Source organism: Arenimonas terrae, from assembly GCF_006265115.1.
GTDB classification, from domain to species: domain Bacteria; phylum Pseudomonadota; class Gammaproteobacteria; order Xanthomonadales; family Xanthomonadaceae; genus Arenimonas; species Arenimonas terrae.
In genome coordinates, this window is the sequence record NZ_SMDR01000001.1 from 1,143,439 (window position 1) to 1,163,285 (window position 19,847).

The 19,847-nt window shown below is 70.1% G+C and carries 23 protein-coding genes; 15 read left to right on the top strand and 8 right to left on the bottom strand.

What is annotated here, in order from left to right; translation table 11 throughout:
* The first annotated feature begins 108 nt into the window (after positions 1–108).
* Positions 109–1,890, top strand: coding sequence for an acyl-CoA dehydrogenase C-terminal domain-containing protein (locus tag E1B00_RS05540; protein WP_139446447.1), 1,782 nt, complete (start codon positions 109–111; stop codon positions 1,888–1,890).
* Between the two features lie 4 nt (positions 1,891–1,894).
* On the opposite strand, the gene E1B00_RS05545 is transcribed toward E1B00_RS05540, so the two are convergent.
* Both E1B00_RS05545 and E1B00_RS05550 read right to left on the bottom strand, forming a co-directional pair.
* Positions 1,895–2,467: a DUF1415 domain-containing protein gene (locus tag E1B00_RS05545; RefSeq protein ID WP_176693127.1), complete on the bottom strand. Its 573-nt coding sequence runs from the start codon at positions 2,465–2,467 to the stop codon at positions 1,895–1,897.
* A gap of 9 nt (positions 2,468–2,476) precedes the next feature.
* Positions 2,477–3,778 carry an NADH:flavin oxidoreductase/NADH oxidase family protein gene (locus E1B00_RS05550; protein WP_139446449.1) on the bottom strand — a complete coding sequence of 434 codons (1,302 nt, stop codon included), beginning with the start codon at positions 3,776–3,778 and terminating at the stop codon, positions 2,477–2,479.
* Positions 3,779–3,915: 137 nt separating this feature from the next.
* Here E1B00_RS05550 and E1B00_RS05555 point away from each other — a divergent pair, with 137 nt between their 5' ends.
* Positions 3,916–4,308: an MAPEG family protein gene (locus E1B00_RS05555; protein ID WP_139446451.1), complete on the top strand. Its 393-nt coding sequence runs from the start codon at positions 3,916–3,918 to the stop codon at positions 4,306–4,308.
* 54 nt (positions 4,309–4,362) lie between these two features.
* On the opposite strand, the gene E1B00_RS05560 is transcribed toward E1B00_RS05555, so the two are convergent.
* Together E1B00_RS05560 and E1B00_RS05565 are read right to left on the bottom strand one after the other, a co-directional pair.
* Positions 4,363–5,268, bottom strand: a complete 906-nt coding sequence (locus tag E1B00_RS05560; protein ID WP_139446453.1) for a sensor domain-containing protein — start codon at positions 5,266–5,268, stop codon at positions 4,363–4,365.
* On the bottom strand, positions 5,265–5,630 hold the full coding sequence (locus E1B00_RS05565) for a PadR family transcriptional regulator (protein ID WP_139446455.1): 366 nt from the start codon (positions 5,628–5,630) through the stop codon (positions 5,265–5,267). Before E1B00_RS05565 ends, E1B00_RS05560 begins: the two co-directional genes overlap by 4 nt.
* Before the next feature lie 141 nt (positions 5,631–5,771).
* Between E1B00_RS05565 and ygiD the strand changes: the two genes are divergently transcribed.
* Positions 5,772–6,560, top strand: a complete 789-nt coding sequence (ygiD, locus tag E1B00_RS05570; protein ID WP_246048483.1) for a 4,5-DOPA-extradiol-dioxygenase — start codon at positions 5,772–5,774, stop codon at positions 6,558–6,560.
* A 4-nt stretch (positions 6,561–6,564) separates the two neighbouring features.
* Here the strand turns inward: ygiD and E1B00_RS05575 are convergent, their stop codons facing one another.
* Positions 6,565–6,990, bottom strand: a complete 426-nt coding sequence (locus tag E1B00_RS05575) for a DoxX family protein (protein ID WP_139446457.1) — start codon at positions 6,988–6,990, stop codon at positions 6,565–6,567.
* Positions 6,991–7,119: 129 nt separating this feature from the next.
* Here E1B00_RS05575 and E1B00_RS05580 point away from each other — a divergent pair, with 129 nt between their 5' ends.
* Genes E1B00_RS05580 through E1B00_RS05595 form a run of 4 tightly spaced genes read left to right on the top strand, consistent with a single transcriptional unit; the run spans position 7,120 to position 10,571 of the window.
* Complete coding sequence (locus tag E1B00_RS05580; RefSeq protein ID WP_139446459.1) at positions 7,120–7,986, top strand: bile acid:sodium symporter family protein; 867 nt, start codon at positions 7,120–7,122, stop codon at positions 7,984–7,986.
* The gene (locus E1B00_RS05585) at positions 7,983–8,573 is read left to right on the top strand and encodes a class I SAM-dependent methyltransferase (protein ID WP_139446462.1); all 591 of its coding nucleotides are present in this window, start codon (positions 7,983–7,985) and stop codon (positions 8,571–8,573) included. Before E1B00_RS05580 ends, E1B00_RS05585 begins: the two co-directional genes overlap by 4 nt.
* Positions 8,574–8,606: 33 nt before the next feature.
* Positions 8,607–9,584, top strand: coding sequence for a serine/threonine protein kinase (locus E1B00_RS05590; RefSeq protein ID WP_139446464.1), 978 nt, complete (start codon positions 8,607–8,609; stop codon positions 9,582–9,584).
* A gap of 51 nt (positions 9,585–9,635) precedes the next feature.
* The gene (locus tag E1B00_RS05595) at positions 9,636–10,571 is read left to right on the top strand and encodes a peptidylprolyl isomerase (protein ID WP_139446466.1); all 936 of its coding nucleotides are present in this window, start codon (positions 9,636–9,638) and stop codon (positions 10,569–10,571) included.
* Between the two features lie 4 nt (positions 10,572–10,575).
* Here E1B00_RS05595 and E1B00_RS05600 read toward each other — a convergent pair whose 3' ends face one another.
* Positions 10,576–11,472 carry a DUF2785 domain-containing protein gene (locus E1B00_RS05600; RefSeq protein WP_220396233.1) on the bottom strand — a complete coding sequence of 299 codons (897 nt, stop codon included), beginning with the start codon at positions 11,470–11,472 and terminating at the stop codon, positions 10,576–10,578.
* A 113-nt stretch (positions 11,473–11,585) separates the two neighbouring features.
* Here E1B00_RS05600 and E1B00_RS05605 point away from each other — a divergent pair, with 113 nt between their 5' ends.
* Genes E1B00_RS05605 through E1B00_RS05615 form a run of 3 tightly spaced genes read left to right on the top strand, consistent with a single transcriptional unit; the run spans position 11,586 to position 13,077 of the window.
* Positions 11,586–11,897, top strand: a complete 312-nt coding sequence (locus E1B00_RS05605; RefSeq protein ID WP_139446468.1) for a YkgJ family cysteine cluster protein — start codon at positions 11,586–11,588, stop codon at positions 11,895–11,897.
* Positions 11,894–12,154: a GIY-YIG nuclease family protein gene (locus E1B00_RS05610; protein WP_139446471.1), complete on the top strand. Its 261-nt coding sequence runs from the start codon at positions 11,894–11,896 to the stop codon at positions 12,152–12,154. The genes E1B00_RS05605 and E1B00_RS05610 overlap by 4 nt, the downstream gene beginning before the upstream one ends.
* The gene (locus tag E1B00_RS05615) at positions 12,151–13,077 is read left to right on the top strand and encodes a DMT family transporter (protein WP_139446473.1); all 927 of its coding nucleotides are present in this window, start codon (positions 12,151–12,153) and stop codon (positions 13,075–13,077) included. The genes E1B00_RS05610 and E1B00_RS05615 overlap by 4 nt, the downstream gene beginning before the upstream one ends.
* Positions 13,078–13,723: 646 nt before the next feature.
* Here the strand turns inward: E1B00_RS05615 and E1B00_RS05620 are convergent.
* On the bottom strand, positions 13,724–14,272 hold the full coding sequence (locus E1B00_RS05620; protein WP_139446475.1) for a YaeQ family protein: 549 nt from the start codon (positions 14,270–14,272) through the stop codon (positions 13,724–13,726).
* A 131-nt stretch (positions 14,273–14,403) separates the two neighbouring features.
* Here E1B00_RS05620 and E1B00_RS05625 point away from each other — a divergent pair, with 131 nt between their 5' ends.
* The 5 genes from E1B00_RS05625 to E1B00_RS05645 all read left to right on the top strand — a co-directional run bounded on the left by E1B00_RS05625 (position 14,404) and on the right by E1B00_RS05645 (position 19,499).
* A complete protein-coding gene (locus E1B00_RS05625; RefSeq protein WP_342774263.1) occupies positions 14,404–15,009 on the top strand; it encodes a response regulator in 606 nt (201 codons plus the stop codon).
* Positions 15,010–15,112: 103 nt separating this feature from the next.
* Positions 15,113–16,627, top strand: a complete 1,515-nt coding sequence (locus tag E1B00_RS05630) for an esterase/lipase family protein (protein WP_139446477.1) — start codon at positions 15,113–15,115, stop codon at positions 16,625–16,627.
* A 135-nt stretch (positions 16,628–16,762) separates the two neighbouring features.
* Positions 16,763–17,125 carry a hypothetical protein gene (locus E1B00_RS05635; RefSeq protein ID WP_139446479.1) on the top strand — a complete coding sequence of 121 codons (363 nt, stop codon included), beginning with the start codon at positions 16,763–16,765 and terminating at the stop codon, positions 17,123–17,125.
* Positions 17,126–17,277: 152 nt separating this feature from the next.
* Positions 17,278–18,192 carry an aldo/keto reductase gene (locus E1B00_RS05640; protein WP_139446481.1) on the top strand — a complete coding sequence of 305 codons (915 nt, stop codon included), beginning with the start codon at positions 17,278–17,280 and terminating at the stop codon, positions 18,190–18,192.
* Positions 18,192–19,499: an NTP/NDP exchange transporter gene (locus E1B00_RS05645; protein WP_139446483.1), complete on the top strand. Its 1,308-nt coding sequence runs from the start codon at positions 18,192–18,194 to the stop codon at positions 19,497–19,499. The genes E1B00_RS05640 and E1B00_RS05645 overlap by 1 nt, the downstream gene beginning before the upstream one ends.
* Here the strand turns inward: E1B00_RS05645 and E1B00_RS05650 are convergent.
* Positions 19,496–19,843 carry a GFA family protein gene (locus E1B00_RS05650; protein WP_139446484.1) on the bottom strand — a complete coding sequence of 116 codons (348 nt, stop codon included), beginning with the start codon at positions 19,841–19,843 and terminating at the stop codon, positions 19,496–19,498. The two genes, E1B00_RS05645 and E1B00_RS05650, sit on opposite strands and share 4 nt — an antisense overlap.
* Positions 19,844–19,847: the final 4 nt, after the last annotated feature.

The following is a 19,847-nucleotide window of genomic DNA, read 5'->3' on the forward strand; positions in this document are numbered from 1 at the left end:
TCCCGGAAGTGAGCGAAGCCGAAGCATAGCCGCCCCCGGGTCGTCACCCGATCCGTACGGGCCGGTATGTTAGAGTCCGGCTCACCTTTCCCCCGCCGGTCTGTTCCCATGCCCCACTACACCGCGCCGCTGCGCGACATGCGCTTCGTGCTGTTCGAGCTGCTCAAGGTCCAGGACGAACTCAGGGCCCTGCCGCCCTACGCCGGGCTCGACGTCGAAACCATCGACGCGGTGCTCGAGGAAGGCGCGAAGTTCGCCAGCCAGGTGATCCAGCCGCTCAACCAGGTCGGCGACCGCGAGGGCTGCACTTTCCACGGCGACGGCGTGGTGACCGCACCGGCCGGCTTCAAGGATGCCTACGCGCAGTTCGTGGCCAATGGCTGGCCCTCGGTGGGCTGCGACCCGGACTTCGGCGGCCAGGGCCTGCCGACGATCGTCAACAACCGCCTGTACGAGATGTGGAATTCGGCCAACCAGGCCTGGCTGATGTACGCCGGCCTCTCGCACAGCGCCTATGAATGCCTGGTGGCCTTCGGCACGCCGGAACAGAAGCAGGTCTACCTGACGAAGATCGTCTCGGGCGAATGGACCGGCACCATGTGCCTGACCGAACCGCACTGCGGCACCGACCTCGGCATCCTCAAGACCAAGGCCGAGGACAATGGCGACGGCAGCTACGCGCTGAGCGGCACCAAGATCTTCATCAGCGCCGGCGAACACGACCTGGCCGAGAACATCCTGCACCTCGTGCTCGCCCGCCTGCCCGGCGCGCCGGCCGGCACCAAGGGCATCTCGCTGTTCCTGGTGCCCAAGTTCCTGCCGGACTCGGAGGGGAAACCCGGCAAACGCAACGGCGTGAAAGCCGGCTCGATCGAACACAAGATGGGCATCCACGGCAACGCGACCTGCGTGATCAACCTCGACGGCGCCACCGGCTGGCTGATCGGCGAACCGCACAAGGGCCTGGCCGCGATGTTCGTGATGATGAACTCGGCGCGCCTGGGCGTGGGCATGCAGTCGCTGGGCCTGGCCGAGGCCGCGCACCAGAATGCCGTGGCCTACGCGAAGGACCGCCTGCAGGGCCGCGCGCCGGCCGGCGCCGCGCTGCCGGACAAACCCGCCGACCCGATCATCGTGCACCCCGACGTGCGCCGCATGCTGATGACCAGCCGCGCCTACACCGAAGCCGGCCGCGCCTTCACCACCTGGACGGCCCTGCTGATCGACCGCGAGCACGCGCATCCCGACGCCGCCGTGCGCGAGGACGCCGACGAACTGATGGCGCTGCTCACGCCGGTGGTCAAGGCCTTCATCACCGACAACAGCTACGAGACCACCACGCTTTGCCAGCAGGTGTTCGGCGGCCACGGCTACATCAGCGAATGGGGCATGGACCAGTTCGTGCGCGACGCCCGCATCAACATGATCTACGAGGGCACCAACGGCATCCAGGCGCTGGACCTGCTGGGACGCAAGGTGCTGATGGACGGCGGCGCGAAGTTCGGGCGCTTCGCGCGCCTGATCGAGGGCTTCCTGAAAGACCACGCCGGCCGCGCCGACCTGGCCGAGTTCACCGGCCCGCTGGCCAAGCTGCTGGCCGACACCGCCAGGCTCACCGCCGAGATCGGCACCCGGGCCAAGGCCGACCCGAACGAAGTCGGCGCCGCCTCGGTGCCCTACCTGCGCATCGTCGGCCACCTGACCTATGCCTGGATGTGGGCGCGCATGGCGGCGGTGGCGGCAGACCGGGCCGGCGAGGACTTCTACGCGGCGAAGCTGGCGACGGCCCGCTTCTACTACGCCTGGCTGCTGCCGGAAACCGAGCACCAGTTCCGGGCGGCGCGTGCCGGGGCGTCGACGCTGATGGCCATCCCGGCCGGGCAGTTCTAGGCGGTCACTTCCACAAGGCCTTCCAGCCTTCGGGGCCCAGCTTGCGCAGCGTCTCGATATTGGTCTCGTAGATGCGCTCGGCCTCCGGGAAGGCCGCCACGGCCTTGTCCACGCTGTCCTCGCGCAGCAGGTGCAGGGTCGGGTACGGCGCGCGGTTGCTGAAGTTGCCCATGTCGTCCGGTTCGCTGTCGGCGAACTGGTAGTGCGGGTGGAAGCTGGCGACCTGCAGCACGCCGTCGAGTCCGAGTTCGTCGACCGCGGCGTCGGCGATGTCCAGGAAATCGTTGTAGTCGAGGAAATCGCGCAGCACGCGCGGGTGGATCAGCAACGTCGTCTCGATGTCGCCCGGGTCGGCGGCCGCCAGCAGCTGCAGCTCGTGCAGCAGGTCCTCGAGCAGCGACTCTTCGTTTTCGGCGTGGCTGACCACGTAGCGGATCTGGCGCTTCACGTGCACGGCCTTGGCGAAGGGGCACAGGTTCAGGCCGATGACGGCCTTCTCCAGCCAGGCCCGGGTCGCCTCGATCACGGCCTCGTCGGACAGCGGCTCGATGCCGTGCAGCGGATCGGAGTGGTGCATGTTCGCCTCCTATCGCCGCAGCGCCGCGGCCTTGCTCAGATCGTTCCACCAGTAGCGCGCGAACGAGCGCAGCAGCCCCCGCGACAGGTCCACCGGCCGGCCGTCGGCCAGGCGGTCCATCTGCTGGTAGTACCAGCCCTGCGCGCCCAGCACGTTGACCATCTTGGCGGCCAGCCAGGGGCTGGCCGGCGACAGGCGGCCGCGCGCGCGCAGGTGCAGCCCCTGTTCGAACGCCGGCAGCGCGTCGAGTTCCCTGGCCAGCAGCCGGCGCGCGACATCGGGGTGGGTGCAGAACGGCCGCGCGATGCCGATCACGTCGGTGTCGCCGCTGGCCAGCGCCAATTCCATGCCGGCGCGGGTGCGGAAACCGCCGGTCACCATCAGCGGCATCGTCGCCGCCCGCCGGATCGAGGCGGCGTACTCTAGGAAATACGCCTCGCGCACCCGGGTACTCGCACGGACCTCCACCGCATCCTCCTCTCGCCCGGCCGCGCCGAGCAGGCGCGGCTGTTCGTAGTTCCCGCCCGAGATCTCCAGCAGGTCGATACCCTCCCCGTCGAGCTGCCGCACGACGCCGAGGCAGTCCTCATGGCTGAAGCCGCCCTTGCGGAAATCGTCGGAGTTGAGCTTCACCGACACCGGGAAATCCGCGCCCACGGCCCGGCGCACCGCCCGCACGGTTTCGATCAGGAAACGCGCGCGGTTCTCCAGCGAACCGCCCCAGGCGTCGTCGCGGCGGTTGGTCACCGGCGACAGGAAGCTGCTGAGCAGGTAGCCATGCGCGCCGTGCACCTGTACGCCGGTGAAGCCGGTTTCGCGCGCGATCACGGCGACTTCGGCGAAGCGCTGCACCAGGGCAAGGATTTCCGGCTCGCCCAAGGCCCGCGGCCGCGCGTAGTTGCCCAGCAAGTCCAGCTGCACGTCGGACGGACCGACCGGTTGCCGGGTGACGTAACGCGGCGACTGCCTTCCCGCGTGCGAGATCTGCATCCACAGCGCGTTGCCGGCGACCGTGCCGGCACGTGCCCAGGCCGCGAGCCGCGCACGGGCATCGGCGTCGATGCTGGCCGCATGGCGGGTGTCGATCGCGACGTTTCCGGGGCGTTCGAGCACGTGGCGGTCGATCATCACGTTGCCGGTGACCAGCAGGCCGGCGCCGCCTTCGCTCCAGGCACGGTACAGCCGCTCGTGCCGGGGCGTGGCGCGCAGGCGCTCGTCGCCCAGCCCTTCCGTCATCGCCGCCTTGCACAGCCGGTTGGGCAGCACCGCACCGCAGGGGAGCCGCAGCGGCTGGGCCAGCGGATCGACCATGGGAAGCTCCTGACAGGACGGCGCAGGCCGCCACCATACCGGAATCGGGCCCGGCGTCTCTCGACCGCCCCAAGGCCCGGGGACCCCCACGCCGGCCCCGCAGCGGCTACAGTCGGTTTTTCTTCCCGGAGCCCGCCATGCATCCCCTGATCGGATTGATCACCCTGCTCACCGTCGTGCTGCTGATGGCCTGCATGCTGCTGGTGGCCCGCGCCCGCAGCCGCTACCAGGTGAAGGCGCCGGCAACCACCGGGCCCGAAGGTTTTGAACGCATGCTGCGCATCCAGGCCAACAGCAACGAATCGGCGCTGATGTTCCTGCCCGCGCTGTGGACGGCCGCCAGCTTCGGTGCGGTCTGGCTCAGCGCGACCCTCGGCGCCGTCTGGCTGCTGTCGCGGACCTGGTACATCGTCGCCTACGCCAATCCGGCGCGGTCGCGCGGCCCGGCCTACACGCTGTCCTTCGTGGCCGTGCTCGGCCTCGTGCTGCAGGGGCTGTGGGGCATCGGCTGGACCCTGGTGCTGGCCTGAAAAAAAGAGGACGGGCCGGCGAGGCCGGCCCGTCATGCGTCACGCCTTCGCGCTTCAGTGCTGCGCGGTCTTGACCAGCAGCTGCTTGGCCAGCAGGCCGTGCACCTTGCCGACCGCACGCGCCAGGTGCAGGGTCGCGAACAGGCCGACGATGCCGATCGCCAGGGCCACCGGCGCTTCCCAGAAGTCGGGGTAGCCGATGTACCAGTGCGTCTCGAAGACATCCAGGCCCACGCCCGCCAGGCCCAGCGACAGGCCGCCGAAGATCAGGCCCAGCGAAACGCTCATCGCCGTCACCGCGACGGTGAAGTAGAGGATGCCCAGCGGCAGCATCAGCACCATGTACAGCATCGTCGACCAGGTGCGCGGATCGGTGAACATCGCGCCGATGCGCGTCAGCAGCGGCTGGCCGCGGCCCACGTACAGCGGCCGGCGCGGCATGCGTTCGCCGAGCATGACCTCGACCAGGCGGCCTTCGACCAGACTCAGCAGCCGCACCAGGCCGATGAACAGGATCACCACCGGGATGCCGATGATCAGCACCGCGAAGCCGGCCGACAGGCTCAGGCCGGTGACCACGGTGGTGAAGTAGACGATGCCGGTGGCCAGCGACAGCAGCATGTAGAACATCGCCGCCCAGGCGCGCGGATCCACGGCCACCGCGAAGAATCGGCCGATGGCGCTGCCGCGCGGCGGCGGCCGCGGCGTGCGCAGGGCCTGGCTGACCTGCACTTCGGTGTCGCGGTAGATGTCGGCCACTTCTTCCGGCGCGCCGTAGCTGGTGGCGATGCGGGCGAGCATGGTCGCCTCGTCGGTGTCGGGGTTCTCGGCCATCTCGGAGCGCAGGTACTCCTCGGCGTCGTAAAGCGCGTCCTGCACCAGGGCCGGGTCGGCGCCCTGCAGGGCCAGCTTCAGCTGGTCCAGGTACTGGGGAATCGTGGTCGGGGTCGGGGCGTTCATCGCAGGTGTCCTTCCAGCACGGAATCAACGGATTGGCGGGTGGTGCGCCAGGCGGCGGCCCATTCGGCCAGCACCTGCTCCCCCAGCGGGGTGATGCGGTAGTAGCGGCGCGGCGGGCCGCTGATCGACGGCTCGACGTGACTCTCGGCCAGGCCCGCGGCGCTGAGGTTGCGCAGCACCGGGTAGAGCGCGCTCTGCTTGCCGCCCAGCAGCGGGTCGCCGGTCTGCTCGAGCCGCTTGGCGATCTGGTAGCCGTACAGCGGCTCGCTGGACTGGCCCAGCACCGCCAGCAGGACCAGGGACACGGTCCCGGCGCTGAGCTCTTTCTGGAACTTCTTCAGGTGCGGCTCGATGTCGGCCATGGCCCTGTCCTCGACTGCCTGATACAACCCACTTGGCTATATCGTTAAGTAAATACTAGCCAGCCGTGACGCAGGCCGCGCAGTGCCGGAAGTCAGGGTGATAGTGTTTAGGCAGGCCCCACCCCAACGGAGAGTTCCTCGATGAGCGCTGCGTCCATGTCCGGTCCGATGCCCGTGGTCTTCCTGGGGCACGGTTCGCCGATGAACGCGATCGAGGACAACGCCTGGCGGCGAAGTTGGCAGGACCTGGGCCGGCGCCTGCCGAGACCCAAGGCGATCCTGTGCGTTTCGGCACATTGGGAAACCCAGGGCGTCTACGTCTCGGCGGCCGAGAAGCCCGAGACCATCCACGACTTCCACGGGTTTCCCAAGGCCCTGTTCGACGTGCGCTATCGTGCGCCCGGCAGCCCGGAGCTCGCCCACCGCGTCGCCGAACTGGTGCGCACGCCGCACGTGCACCTGGACCACAAGCGCGGCCTGGACCACGGCGCCTGGGGCGTGCTGGCGCCGATGTATCCCGAGGCCGACATCCCGATCGTGCAGCTGAGTCTGTCGAGCCTGCAGCCCGGCGCCTGGCACTACGACCTAGCCAAACAGCTGGCGCCCCTGCGCGACGAGGGCGTGCTGGTCGTGGGCAGCGGCAACATCGTGCACAACCTGCGGCTGTGGCGCCCGGGCATGACCGACGGTTACGACTGGGCGCAGCGATTCGACGAGGACATCGCCGACCGCATCACCGAAGGCCACCACGAAGGCATGCTCGGCTACGAAACCCTGGGCCCCGACGCCCTGCTCGCCATCCCAACTCCCGAACACTACCTGCCCCTGCTCTATGTCCTGGCGCTGCAGCGCGAGGGCGAGCCGGTGGAGTTCTTCAACGACCAGGTCGCCAGTTCGATCTCGATGCGCTCGCTGCTGATCGGCGGCTGAGCGCTCAGCGGCGGAGCAGCGCGGACTCCGGCCAGCCGCGCCAGGCGATCGCGAGGAACAGGCCGATCAGGCAGACGCTGTACTCCATGCCGTTGCGGCCCAGCCCGACCACGAACCAGCCCGCGGGCCAGTGCACCAGCCACAGCCCGAAGCCGTAGATGGTGGCGAACACCAGCGCGACCGGCGTGTGCCAGCGCCTCGGGCCGAAGGCCAGCAGCGGCGCACACAACAGTTCGAACGCGGTCACGAAGGACGCGATGCCGAGGCCCAGCGGAAACCCGATGCCGTCGAGCCAGGCCCCGAAGGGCACCACGCCGCCGACACTGAGCCGGGCCGCGCCATGGATGAAGACCAGTCCCGCCGCCAGACGGCGGATCCCGGTCAGCGTGCGCTCGGCGCGTTGTGCCTGCGCAACGGCGTGTTCGGACATGGACATTCCCCCGGATGGTGTGGAGGCCACGCTAGCGCCTGCGGCGCTCCGGCCCATCCGCCCTGGGACGAACGTGCCAGGTTCCGGGACGGATGCTAGGCTGCGCCGGCCGTGAACCCGGAGGACACCGTGGCCGACAACACCCTGCTCGTCCTGTTCCTGCCGATCGCGCTGGCCGTGGTGATGGCGGGCCTGGGACTGCACCTGACCCTGGCCGACTTCCGTCGCGTGCTCGCCGCGCCCAAGGCCGTCGCGGTGGCCCTGGTGGTCCAGGCCCTGCTGCTGCCGCCGCTGGCCTTCGGGCTCTGCCGCGTGTTCGCGCTGCCGGGGGAACTGGCGCTGGGCCTGATCCTGCTGGCCGCCTCGCCCGGCGGCGTCACCGCCAACCTCTTCAGCCACCTCGCGCGCGGCGATGTCGCGCTCAACATCAGCCTGACCGCGATCAACAGCCTGCTGGCCCTGCTCACGCTGCCGCTGTGGACGGCGCTGGCGCTGTCCACCTTCCTTGGCGCCGAAGCCAGCGTGCCGCCGCCGACCGGCAAGGTGCTGGAGGTGGCGACCCTGGTGATCGTGCCGGTGGCTCTGGGCATGGGCCTGCGCGCCTGGAACCCGGTGCTGGCCGATGCCGCGGAAAAACCCGTGCGCCTGCTGTCGTCGCTGCTGCTGGGCGTGCTGATCGTGCTGGCCTTCGCTTCGGAATGGGACACCGTGCGCGAGTTCGCGCCGGTGGTCGGCCTGGCCTGCATCAGCTTCAACCTCGCCAGCCTGCTGATCGGCTACTTCGCGCCGCGCGCGCTGAAGCTGGCCGAGCCGCAGGCGATCGCGATCGGCTTCGAGATCGGCATCCACAACGGCACCCTGGCGATCTTCATCGCCCTCGAGGTGCTGGGCCGGGCCCAGGCGTCGATCGCGCCAGCGATCTATTCGCTCAGCATGTACCTCACCGCCGCACTGTTCGCCGCCTGGCTGCTGCACAAGCGTCCGCGCGCCGCATGAACAAGACCTACGACCGTCGCTATTTCGACACCTGGTATCGGCAGCGCGACCTGGGCGGCAGGGCCGCGCTGGCGCGCAAGGTGGCGATGGCGGTGGCGGTCGCCGAATACCACCTGGGCCGCCCGATCCGCTCGGTGCTGGACGTCGGCTGCGGCGAAGGTGCCTGGCGCGCGCCGCTGCTGGCGCTGCGGCCGAAGCTGCACTACATGGGCGTGGACTCGAGCGAATACGCCATCGCCCGCCACGGCCTGCGCCGCAACCTGCACTGGCTGCCCTTCGGCGACCTGGCGGCGCTGCCGCCGATGCGCCCGGTCGACCTGCTGGTGTGTTCGGACGTGATGCACTACCTGCCCGATGACGAGCTCAAACGCGGCCTGAAGGAATTCGCGCGCCTGTGCGATGGCGTCGCCTACCTGGAGGTCTTCGCCGAGGGCGACGACATCGTCGGCGACCTGGTGGAGATGCGCCGCCGCCCGGCCGTCTGGTACCGCCGCGCGTTCGCCAAGGCGGGATTCACGGCCGCCGGCTCGCATCTGTACCTCAGCGAAGGGGTCGCCGCCGTGACCACCGCGCTCGAGCTGCCCTGACGTGCGCCGGATCCCCGCCTCGCCGGGCTCGCCGTGAGCGATACGCCCTACGCCGACCTCGACCCCGACCGCATCCTGCACGCCGTCGAGTCCCTGGGCCTGCGCGCCGACGGTCGCGTGCTGGCGCTCAACAGTTACGAGAACCGCGTCTACCGCATCGGCATCGAGGAAGGCCTGCCGCTGGTGGCGAAGTTCTACCGGCCCGGCCGCTGGACCGATGCGGCCATCGGCGAGGAGCACGCCTTCGCGCTGGAACTGCAGGCCGCCGACCTGCCCGTGGTCGCGCCGCTGGCCCACGGCGGCACCAGCCTGCATGGCTTCGAGGGCCACCGCTTCGCGCTCTACCCGATGCGCGGCGGCCACGCGCCGGAGCTGGGCGAACGCGAGGTGCTCACGCACCTGGGCCGGACCCTGGGGCGCATGCACGCGATCGGCGAGGGGGCGGCGTTCGCGAACCGCGGCGTGATCGGCATCGAAAGCCACGGCGAGGAACCGGTGCATTTCCTGCTCGAAGAAGGCTGGCTGCCGCCCGCGCTGGAATCGAACTTCGAACGCCTGGCCGAAGCCCTGCTCGATGCGATGGAGGCCGCCGAGGACCGCGCCGGCGACGTGCGCCGCCTGCGCATCCACGGCGACTGCCACCCCGGCAACATCCTATGGCGCGAGGGCGCGGGCCTGTTCGTGGACTTCGACGACACGCTGACCGGCCCCGCGGTGCAGGACCTGTGGATGCTGGCCGGCCGGCGCGAGGACATGGCGCGGCCGCTGCGCTGGCTGCTGGAAGGTTACGAACAGTTCCGCCGCTTCGACCGTCGCGAACTGCACCTGATCGAGGTGCAGCGCACCCTGCGCCTGCTGCACTACAACGCCTGGATCGCCCGGCGCTGGCACGACCCGGCCTTCCCCGCCGCCTTCCCCTGGTTCCAGGAACCGCGGCACTGGGAAACCGTGATCACCCAGATGCAGGAACAGCTGGCCGCGCTGCAGGAGCCGCCCCCGGATCCGGACTGAGCGGCCGCGGCTCGGTTAGGCTTGGTGCGGACATCTCCGAGGTAACCCGCCATGACCCTGCTCCGCCCCGCCCTGCTGGTGCTCGCGCTCGCCGCCTGCCAGCACGCGCCGAAAGCCGTCGCCGACCAGCCGCTCAAGGCGCTGACCATGCAGGACGTGCTCGACGCGTCCACGCCCGATGACTGGCGTCGGCCCGACCCGGAGAACACGCTTTACCTCGAACTCGACAGCGGCCGTGTCGTGATCGAACTGGCGCCCGACTTCGCGCCCGCGCACGTCGCCAACATCCGCGCGCTCGCCCGCGGCGGCTACTGGGACGGCCTGAGCATCAACCGCTCGCACGACAACTTCGTGGTGCAGTGGGGCGACGCCAACGGCGAGGACCCGGCCAAGGCCAAACCGCTGGGCGAGGCCAAGGCAAAACTTCCCGCCGAGTTCACCCGCCCGGCCGAAGGCCTGGCGTTCACGAAGCTGCCCGATGTCGACGGCTGGGCGCCGGAGGTCGGCTTCTCGCAGGGTTTCCCGGCCGCCCGCGACCCCAAGGCGAACCTGGCCTGGCCGGCGCACTGCTACGCCGCCGTCGGCGCCGGCCGCGGCATGGAAGCCGACAGCAGCAACGGCAGCGAACTTTACGTGGTCATCGGCCAGTCGCCGCGCCAGCTCGACCGCAACATCACCACGGTCGGCCGCGTGATTTCCGGCATGGAGCGGCTGAGCGTGCTGCCGCGCGGCACCGGGCCGCTGGGCTTCTACGAGAAGCCCGAACAGCGCACCGCGATCCGCGCCATCCGCCTGGCGGCGACGGTGCCGGAAGCCGAGCGCGAGCCGATCGAGGTCTTCCGCACCGACACGCGCGCCTGGGACGCGCTGGTGGAATCACGCCGCAACCGCCGCGACGACTGGTACCGCCACCCGGCCGGGCACATCGACCTGTGCAACATCCCGGTGCCGGTGCGCGCGATTCCGGCGCCCGAAAAGAAGCCCTGACCGCTCAGGGCAGGGTCCGCAGCGCCGCGACCACGGCCGGCAGCCGCGCCTTCATGGCCTCGTCGCCGCTTTCGGCCAGGCCCACGTACAGCGCCAGCAGGAAGGCGCGGGTGTTGTGGCGCTTGGCCAGGCCGGCCTGCGATGCGAACGCGGCCGACCACTCCGGCAGCGGTGCCGGCGCCACTACGCCCTGCAGCCAGGCCGACCAGGCCGCGTCGTCGTGCAGACCGCGCTGGAGCGCGAACAGCACCGGCCGCGCGAGCCGTTCGGGTTCGCCGTAGGTGTAGAAGTGTTCGCCGGGCGGCGCCACCTGGGTGGCCACCGCGGCGAGCAAACGGTCGAGCTGGGCGCGGTCGAGTGCAGGATTCAGGGCCAGCTGCATCAGCAGGTCGGCGCCGTGCGCGACGCCATGGCGCCAGCCCTGGGCGCTGTCGAAGCCGCGGTAGTCGCGCACCGAAGCCAGGTGGGCCGATCCGATCTCCACCAGATCCTCCCGCTGCACCGGGGTCATCCAGGCCAGGATGCGGTCGGTGCGCGCCACCTCGGACAGCACCAAGGCGGCGAAAGGCGGGCCATACCCTTCGGCATCGGGTGTGAGCCGGACCAGCAGCTGGCTCAGCAGCCTCCGGCGGGTTTCCGGCGTCAACGCATCGCCGCGCAGCCAGGTCGCATACGCCTCGTAGGCGAGCCCGTCGCGGAGCCTGGGGTCGGGATCGGCCAGGCAGTCGAGCAGGCCCAGCGCCAGGGCCTGACGCCGGGCGCTGTCCTCCACCTTGAAATGTTCCTTCTTCAGCGACTCCAGCGCGTCCCGCGGCCATCCCTGCGGTGGGCAGGCAGCCAGGACACCCGGCGCGAGGCCGGACAGGAGCATCAGGCAGGACAGGCGCAGGGCGGGCTTCATGATTGGTCTCGGCAGGGCGGACGCGGGATGTTACGACGCGGACCGGCCGCAGCCTTGCCCGGATCTGGCCATTCGCCATCCGGGCGGCGGGCCCGGCATGGGACAATGCCGCCGTGGACACCGACCTCGACCCGACGATCGACCCGACCGTTGCCTGCAGCGACTGCCAGGCCTGCTGCTGCCAGTTGCCCGTGCTGGTGCTGCCCGGCGACGCGCCGCCCGAGCACTTCCTCGACGAGGACGACCAGGGTTACCTGATCATGGCCAAGGCCGACGACGGCTGGTGCGTGGCCCTGGACCGCGAGCGCATGTGCTGCAGCATCTACGAACAGCGCCCCTTCGTCTGCCGCGAGTTCGCCATGGGCGGCGGCGACTGCGGCCAGGTGCGCGACGACTGGCGCCGGATCGCCCTGAGCCTGCAGTGAAACCCTGGTACGTGTACCTGATCGAATGCGAGGACGGCAGCCTGTACACCGGCGTCGCCGTCGACGTCGAGCGCCGCTACGCGCAGCACCTGGCCGGCAAGGGCGCGCGCTACACGCGCTCGCATCCGCCGCGGCAGCTGCTGGCGCGCTTCGAGCATCCCGACCGCTCCAGCGCGCTCAAGGCCGAGTACGCGATCAAGCAACTGACGGCGGCGGAAAAACGCGCGCTGGCCCCTACCAGACCCGACAGCCGATGACGCCCACCACCAAGGCCCACTGGCAGATGCACCTGTGCGTGCTGCTCTGGGGCTTCACCGCGATCCTGGGCAAGGCGATCACGCTGCCGGCGATGGCCCTGGTGGTCTGGCGCATGGCGCTGGTGACCGGCGCGCTGCTGCTGGTGCCGCGGGTGTGGCGCGGGCTGCGGGCGCTGCCGCCGCGCCTGGTCGCCATCTATGCCGGCATCGGCGCGCTGGTGGCGCTGCACTGGCTGACCTTCTATGGCGCGATCAAGCTGGCCAATGCGTCGGTGGCGGTCACCTGCATCGCGCTGGCGACCGTCTTCGTGCCTTTGGTCGAACCCTGGGTCACCGGCAAGAAATTCCAGGCGCGCGAGCTGCTGCTGGGCGTGGCGGCCGTTCCCGGCGTGGCCCTGGTGGTCGGCGGTGTGCCCGGTGGGATGCGCGCGGGCATCGTGGTCGGCACGATCTCGGCGGTGCTGGTGGCGCTGTTCGGTGCGCTGCAGAAGCGTTACGTCGAGCGGGCCGATCCGCTCACGGTCACCTGCGTCGAGCTCGGCGCCGGCGGCCTGTTCCTGGCGCTCTGCACGCCGCTTCTGCCCTGGTTCGGCTCGCCGCTGGTGTTGCCCGGCCTGCGCGACGGCATGCTGCTGGTGATCCTGGCACTCGCATGCACGCTGCTGCCGTTCGCGCTGTCGCTGGTGGCGCTGCGGCACATGAGTGCGTTCTCGGCGCAGCTGGCGGTGAACCTGGAGCCGATCTACGCAATCGTGCTGGCGATGCTGCTGCTGGGCGAGCAGCGGGAGCTGGGCGGGATGTTCTACGCCGGCGTCGCCATCATCCTGGCCGGCGTCTTCGTGCACCCGCTGCTGTCGCGCCAGCCGCCGCACAAGCCCGACCCCTCGACCCTCGGCGCCGCCGAATCCAAGTCCCTCGACTGACTTGCGCCTTTGGCGCAAGCAGATCCCTTGCTCGTTTGCGGTTGATCCGGCGTGCGCCGCCGCAGACAAGAGGGGGTGCCTGCCCGCTCGGGCGGCCGCTCTCGGGCATCCTGCCCTTCGCGGCACTTGGACTCCTGTCCGGCGTGAGCGGCATCCTGCCCAACTCACGAGCGGCCGTTACGGGCTTCCTGCCCTCCACTTCAGTCACCCCCTCTTGTCTACGTCGTCGCCACGGAGCGGTGTCGCGAGCCGTCGGGAGAAGCGCGTGCCCCCAGAAGGCACGGAAGCTCGCTGTCTGGACGGATATGGCTTCAGGAGCAGACCCGGGCAAGCCGCAGTTCAACGGCAGAGATGCCAGAAGCCTTTTCCAAGCGAGCCTTTCGAGTTCGATAGTCCGGCCCGGACGGTTCGGAGGCCGTCGTGCGTGAGGGCTCTTTCCGCGGCTTCGAAAACATGGACGTTTTCGAAGAGCCTCCATGGATGGATTCACGGCGTCCGCGGAAAGAGCCCTCACGTACGGCGGCCTATCGCCAAGAACGATCCCGGCACCAAGAGACCCCACGTGCGGCGGCCTATCGCGAAGAACGAGCCCGGCGCCGAAAGAAGGGCGAGCAAGGGACCTGCTTGCGGCAGCAAGTCCGAATGATCAGGGCGTAGGCGCGCGGCGGAGGCGGGGCGTGATCTCGAGCGTGGTGTCGCCCGCGATCAGCTGCAGCACGCCGTCCTGGACCAGCGCCTGCAGCGCCATGTTGCGCTGCGCGAGCGCGGCAAGCGCCTTGCTGGTGTCGGGCGCGATGTCGAGCACCGTCAGGTTGCGGCAGCGCGCCAGCGCGGCCTCGTTCTTCTCCCACCACAGGTCGGCGCCGCGGCCGCCGTAGGTGACCACGACCACCTCGTTGGCGCGGCCGCAGGCCTTGCGCACCCGCGACTCGTCCGGCTGGCCGAGCTCGATCCACTGCTCGATCAAGCCGGTCAGGTCCTTGCGCCACAGGTCGGGCTCGTCGTCGGTGCTCAGGCCGCGGCCGAACTCCAGGCGCTCGTCGGCGTACAGCGCGAAGGCGAGCAGGCGCAGCATCAGCCGCTCCTCGGTCTCGGACGGGTGCTGGGCCAGGGTCAGCGCGTGGCTGGCGTAGTGGTGCCGGTCCATGTCGCTGACCTGCAGCTCGGCCTTGAAGACGGTGGATTTCGGGGCCACGGGCACTCCGGCGAAGATCGGGGCCGGAAGGGTGCGCGCCCCTGCCCCCGATGTCCAGCCCGGGGCGATTGCCAGCCGGCCGCGGGCCGTGGACACTGTGCCGCGGCTATCGCGCGGGGAGCGCTGGAAACGTGGACATTTACGACAAGATCAAGCGCATGTTCGGCTGGGGACCAAAAGCCGAACCGGCCCGGCCGGCATCCGCTGCGGCCCCTGCCGCCGTTTCGCCCGCCGTGCCCGCCGAGGGCGGCAACCCGACGCCCGAGCGCCGTCTCAAGCCGCGCACCAATGCCCGCCCCGGCACCCGCATGCTGGTGATCGACGATTCGGCCACCATCGTCGCCCTGCTCTCGCGCATGCTGCGCCAGAACGAGTACCACGTGCTCGAGGCCGAGGACGCCGAGACCGGACTGGAAATCGCCCGCACCCAGAGCCCCGAGCTGATCTTCCTGGACATCGTGCTGCCCGGCATGGACGGCTTCGCCGCGCTGCGCCAGCTGCGCCGCGACCCGTACACGCGCGACATCCCGGTGATCATGATCAGCGGCAACGAACAAGCCACCGAGCAGTTCTACGTGCACCGCATCGGTGCCGACGACTTCATGAAGAAGCCCTTCTCGCGCGCCGAAGTCTTCGCCCGCGTCGAGCGGCTGCTCGACGCCAACCAGGTGCCCAAGCGCCTGCCGGCCCAGCCGCAGGCCGCCGACGCCGAAGGCGCGCCCGCCAGCCCGGCCTGAAGCCGGCCGGCGCCGGCGGCCGATTGGCTGCCGCGCCCGCGTTCGCGATACTGGATCGCCGGCGCCACCGCCGGCCCCGGCATCCCCCCGAACCGAGGCCCGCATGTCCAAGCCCCTGCTCGTCTTCGTGCATGGCTGGTCCGTCACCAGCACCTCGACCTATGGCGAACTGCCTGCCCGGCTGAAGGCCGAGGCGGCGAAGGCCGGCGGTCCCGGCATCGACGTCGCCCATGTGCACCTGGGCCAGTACGTCAGCTTCCGCGACGAGGTCACCGTCGCCGACATCGCCCGCGGCTTCGACCAGGCGATCGCGAAGGTGCTGGCGGAGGCCGGCGGCAAGCGCCGCTTCGCCTGCATCACCCACAGCACCGGCGGTCCGGTGGTGCGCGAGTGGCTGGACCGCTACCACGTGCAGCGCAAGACGCTCGACGCCTGCCCGATGAGCCACCTGGTGATGCTGGCGCCGGCCAACTTCGGCTCGGCGCTGGCGCAGCTGGGCAAGAGCCGGCTCGGCGCGATCAAGGCCTGGTTCAACGGCGTGGAGCCGGGGCAAGGGGTGCTGGACTGGCTGGAGCTGGCCAGCCCCGAATCGCTGGCGCTCAACCTGCGCTGGATCCACGACTACCCGAAACTCAAGCTCACCGAAGGCGCGAACCCGGTCTTCCCCTTCGTGCTCAGCGGCGACGCGATCGACCGCAAGCTCTACGACCACATCAACAGCTACACCGGCGAAACCGGCGGCGACGGCGTGGTGCGGCTGGCCGCCGCCAACCTCGACTGCAGCCACCTGGTACTGGCCCAGGAACCGCTGCAGCCGGGCGAGGCGCTGCCGGCGGCGCGCAAGCGGCTGCGCACGCTGCGCAAGGTCTCGAGCGGCGCCTCGGCGCCGAGCGCCTTCAAGATCGTGCCGGGCGTGTCGCACAGCGGCACCGACATGGGCATCCTGGGCAGCGTGCGCAACGACGGCCAGCCGCATCCGACGGTGGATGCCGTGCTGCGCTGCCTGGGCGTGACGTCCTCGGCGCAGTACGCCGCGCTGCGCCAGGCCTTCGCCGCGGAAAACGCCCAGCACCAGCAGCTGTCGCGCCGCATCGAGATCGAGAAGATCCCCGTGCTTCCCGACCGCCGCTACTTCCACGACCCGCACGCGATGGTGATCTTCCGCCTGCTCGACGACACCGGCGCGCGCGTTCCCGACATGAACCTGCTGCTCACCGCCGGGCCCGCCGCCGACCCGAACCAGCTGCCGGAGAACTTCCTCACCGACCGCCAGGGCAACCGCCGTGCGTCCGGCAACCTGGCCTTCTTCCTCAACCACGCGGTGCTGACCGGCTGCCCGGAGCTGCGTGACGAAGACGGCAAGGTGCGCCGTCCGGAACTGATCCCGCGCCCGCCCTACGGCCTGCGCCTGCAGCCGCGCGAGGCCGAACGTTTCGTCGAACACTGGCCGGCCGAACTCGGCGCCGACATCGCCGACCTGCTGGACGTGATCCGGCCGAACCAGACCACCATCATCGACCTGCGCCTGACCCGCGTGGTGCGCGAGGGCGTGTTCCGTTTCACCCGCAGCCTGGCGGCGCGCGACTTCCGAAAGGACCCGCCCGGTGGCGTGGCCTGAGCCCATCTGATCGCCGCGGCCGACTGCCGGCGCCGCGGGCCCGCAGGCACACGCTTGACCGGCCAGCGAGGCTGCTGAACCATGGGCCGACCGGCGCTCCGGGCGTCACTTCAAGCCTTCAAGGAAGCACCAGACATGTTCCAGGTGATCCTGCTCGCCATCCAGCTCGCCTCCGCCGCCCAGAGCTATGACGAGGCCAAGGCGCTGGCCGACGCCAACGAAGCCAGCCTGCCCTCGGAAACGATGTCCGAACTCATGCAGGCGCAGGGCAACTTCCTGCGAGCGGCGTTGCCCCAGTGCGCGCGCCCGGGGATGGACCTGTCCAAGTTCACCGTGGTGTTCGTGCTGAACGCCGACGGGTCCGTCGCGAAGACCTGGCGCCAGGGCGAAACCCCATTGGCCCGGTGCGTGCACGCCCTGCTGCCGGCCGCCACTTTCAAGGGCACGTGGAAGGCGCCGTTCTACACCTCCATCGAACTTACGCTCAGCGAATCCTGAGCGTTCCGGCCGGGCGACATGGCAGGCCCGCACGGGCCGCTCGGTTCGTCGCGCCCCAGCCACGCCCCGACGAATGGCAGGGGCTGACGAACGGAAATTTCACCTAGGCTGACGCACCATCGGACGGGCCAACCACGCCACGAGGTGCCGCCATGACCAGTCGCCGCTCCTTCCTTTCCGCCACCGCACTGGCCGCGGCCGCCGCGGCGCTGCACCCCCTGCCCGCCTTCGCGTCGGCGCCGTCCGCGGCCGGGATGACGCGGCGCGCCATCCCGTCCACCGGCGAGACCATTCCGGTGATCGGCATGGGCACCTCGGGCAGCTTCGAAGTCGACGCCGCCGGACGCGAGCCGCTGAAGGAAGTGCTGCGCCGCTTCGTCGCCGGTGGCGCCAGCGTCATCGACACCTCGCCCAACTACGGCAATGCCGAGGACGTGCTGGGCGACCTGATGGCCGAGCTCGGCATCCGCGACCGGATCTGGCTGGCAACCAAACTCGCCGCCGACAACCGCGCCGCGGGCGAGGCGCAGTTCGCGGCCTCGCTGCGGCGCCTGCGCACCGACAAGGTGGAACTGCTGGCCGTGCACAACCTGCGCGACTGGAAGACGCAGCTGGCCTTCGCGCGCGAGCTCAAGGCCCAGGGAAAGACGAAATACGTCGGCCTCACGCACTACGTGGACGGCAAGCACGACGAGCTGGCCGACATCATGGCCGCCGAAAAACCCGATTTCATCCAGATCAACTATTCGGTCAGCACCACCAATGCCGACCGGCGCCTGCTGCCGCTGGCGAAGGACACCGGCGTGGCGGTGATGATCAACCGCGCCTTCGACGACGGCCGGCTGTTTTCCCTCGTCGGCGACCGGCCGCTGCCCGGCTGGGCGGCCGAAGCCGGCGTCACCTCGTGGGCGCAGATGTTCCTGCGCTTCGTCACCAGCCATCCGGCGGTGACCGTGGTGATCCCCGCCACCGGCAAGCCCGACCGGCAGAGCGACAACCTCAAGGCCGGCGTCGGCCGCGACCTGAGCCCCGCCGAGCGCGCCGAACTCGCGGCGATGTTTGCCTGATGGCGACGCCGGGGCCGGTCATCCGCGGGCTGTCCCGGCTGTTCGGCGTCGAACCCGACGAAACGCCGGCAGTCGCTGCCGGCGTGCTGATGTTCTTCCTGCTGTTCGCGGGTTATTTCATGCTGCGGCCGGTGCGCGAAACCCTGGGCATCGCCGGCGGCGTGGACAACCTGCAGTGGCTGTTCACCGGGACCTTCGTCGCAACGCTCGCGGCCATTCCGCTGTTCGGATGGATCGCGGCGCGGGCGCCGCGGCGGCGCATCCTGCCCTGGACCTACGGCTTCTTCGCGCTGAACCTGCTCGGCTTCGCCGCGGCGATCGCGCTGCAGCCGGACAACGCCTGGATCGCGCGCGGCTTCTACATCTGGCTGTCGGTGTTCAACCTGCTGGCGATCTCGGTGGCCTGGAGCGTTCTTGCCGACTTGTTCCCCGTCGCGCAGGCCAAGCGCCTGTTCGCGCTGATGGCGGCGGGCGCCAGCGCCGGTGGACTGGCTGGTCCGCTGCTGGGCGTGCTGCTGGTCGGCGCGCTCGACCTGGCCGGCCTGATGGTGCTCAGCACCGCGCTGCTGCTGGGTTCGGCGGTGGCGGCGCGCGCGCTGCAGGTCTGGCGCGACCGCCGTCCGCTGCAGGCGGACGAAACAACCGCGCGCCGCCAGCCGCTGGGCGGCAACCCCTTCGCGGGCATCGGCACGGTGCTGCGTTCGCCCTACCTGCTGGGCATCGCCGCCTTCGTGGTGCTGCTGGCCAGCGTCACGACCTTCCTCTATTTCGAACAGGCGCGGCTGGTGGAACTGCACTTCCCGGACCGCGCCGACCAGGCGCGCGTGTTCGGCACGCTCGACTTCATCGTTCAGGCCCTGGCGCTGCTGACCCAGCTGTTCCTGACCGGGCGCATCGTGCAGCGGCTGGGCATCGTGGTGCTGCTGACGACGGTGCCGATGGTGATGGCGCTGGGCTTCCTGTGGCTGGCGCTGGCCCCGACCTTCGCGGTGTTCGCGGTGGTGATGGTGACGCGCCGGGCCGGCGAATACGCGCTGGCGCGCCCGGGCCGGGAGATGCTGTTCACCGTCGTGCCGCCCGAGGCCAAGTACAAGGCCAAGAACGTCATCGACACCGCGGTCTACCGCGGCGCCGATGCCGTCAGCGCGTGGGTGAAAACCGGCATCGATGCGATCGCGTCGAATCCGGCGGTGGTCGCGGTGGCCGGCGCGGCGCTGGCCCTGGTCTGGGCCTTCACCGGCTGGTCGCTGGCGCGGCGGCAGACGATCCTGGCGGCCGGCGCAAGCGAGCCGGCGTCACGCGGCTAGAGGCTCTTGCCGTCGAAGAACTGCCGCGGAACCGACGCGAGATCGATGTCGGTGAGGCTGCGCAGGTTGATTGCCGCCATCGGCGTACCATCGGGCATGGAGGCAAGCCCGAATACGCCGCAGCCGCAGACCGCACAGAACTGGTGCCGGATGCTGTGCTTGTTGAACGTGTAGGTCGCCATATCCGCCTCCGGCGTCAGCAGCGTCAGCGCCGAACGCGGCACGAACCACAGCACGTGGCCGCGCCGCTGGCAGATCGAGCAGTTGCACTCCAGGCCCGACTCCGGCTCGCCCTCGACCGTGAAGGCGATGCGTCCGCAGTGGCAACTCCCCTGGTGGCTCATGCGC

Bases quoted from the DNA above. Each gene is read 5' to 3' on its own strand.
- E1B00_RS05575 (WP_139446457.1), bottom strand. From the start codon at position 6,990: ATGTCCGAACACGCCGTTGCGCAGGCACAACGCGCCGAGCGCACGCTG.
- ygiD (WP_246048483.1), top strand. From the start codon at position 5,772: ATGAGCGCTGCGTCCATGTCCGGTCCGATGCCCGTGGTCTTCCTGGGG.
- E1B00_RS05640 (WP_139446481.1), top strand. From the start codon at position 17,278: ATGACCAGTCGCCGCTCCTTCCTTTCCGCCACCGCACTGGCCGCGGCC.
- E1B00_RS05645 (WP_139446483.1), top strand. From the start codon at position 18,192: ATGGCGACGCCGGGGCCGGTCATCCGCGGGCTGTCCCGGCTGTTCGGC.
- E1B00_RS05615 (WP_139446473.1), top strand. From the start codon at position 12,151: ATGACGCCCACCACCAAGGCCCACTGGCAGATGCACCTGTGCGTGCTG.
- E1B00_RS05595 (WP_139446466.1), top strand. From the start codon at position 9,636: ATGACCCTGCTCCGCCCCGCCCTGCTGGTGCTCGCGCTCGCCGCCTGC.
- E1B00_RS05555 (WP_139446451.1), top strand. From the start codon at position 3,916: ATGCATCCCCTGATCGGATTGATCACCCTGCTCACCGTCGTGCTGCTG.
- E1B00_RS05550 (WP_139446449.1), bottom strand. From the start codon at position 3,778: ATGGTCGATCCGCTGGCCCAGCCGCTGCGGCTCCCCTGCGGTGCGGTG.
- E1B00_RS05635 (WP_139446479.1), top strand. From the start codon at position 16,763: ATGTTCCAGGTGATCCTGCTCGCCATCCAGCTCGCCTCCGCCGCCCAG.
- E1B00_RS05630 (WP_139446477.1), top strand. From the start codon at position 15,113: ATGTCCAAGCCCCTGCTCGTCTTCGTGCATGGCTGGTCCGTCACCAGC.
- E1B00_RS05585 (WP_139446462.1), top strand. From the start codon at position 7,983: ATGAACAAGACCTACGACCGTCGCTATTTCGACACCTGGTATCGGCAG.
- E1B00_RS05565 (WP_139446455.1), bottom strand. From the start codon at position 5,630: ATGGCCGACATCGAGCCGCACCTGAAGAAGTTCCAGAAAGAGCTCAGC.
- E1B00_RS05650 (WP_139446484.1), bottom strand. From the start codon at position 19,843: ATGAGCCACCAGGGGAGTTGCCACTGCGGACGCATCGCCTTCACGGTC.
- E1B00_RS05600 (WP_220396233.1), bottom strand. From the start codon at position 11,472: ATGAAGCCCGCCCTGCGCCTGTCCTGCCTGATGCTCCTGTCCGGCCTC.
- E1B00_RS05540 (WP_139446447.1), top strand. From the start codon at position 109: ATGCCCCACTACACCGCGCCGCTGCGCGACATGCGCTTCGTGCTGTTC.
- E1B00_RS05545 (WP_176693127.1), bottom strand. From the start codon at position 2,467: ATGCACCACTCCGATCCGCTGCACGGCATCGAGCCGCTGTCCGACGAG.
- E1B00_RS05560 (WP_139446453.1), bottom strand. From the start codon at position 5,268: ATGAACGCCCCGACCCCGACCACGATTCCCCAGTACCTGGACCAGCTG.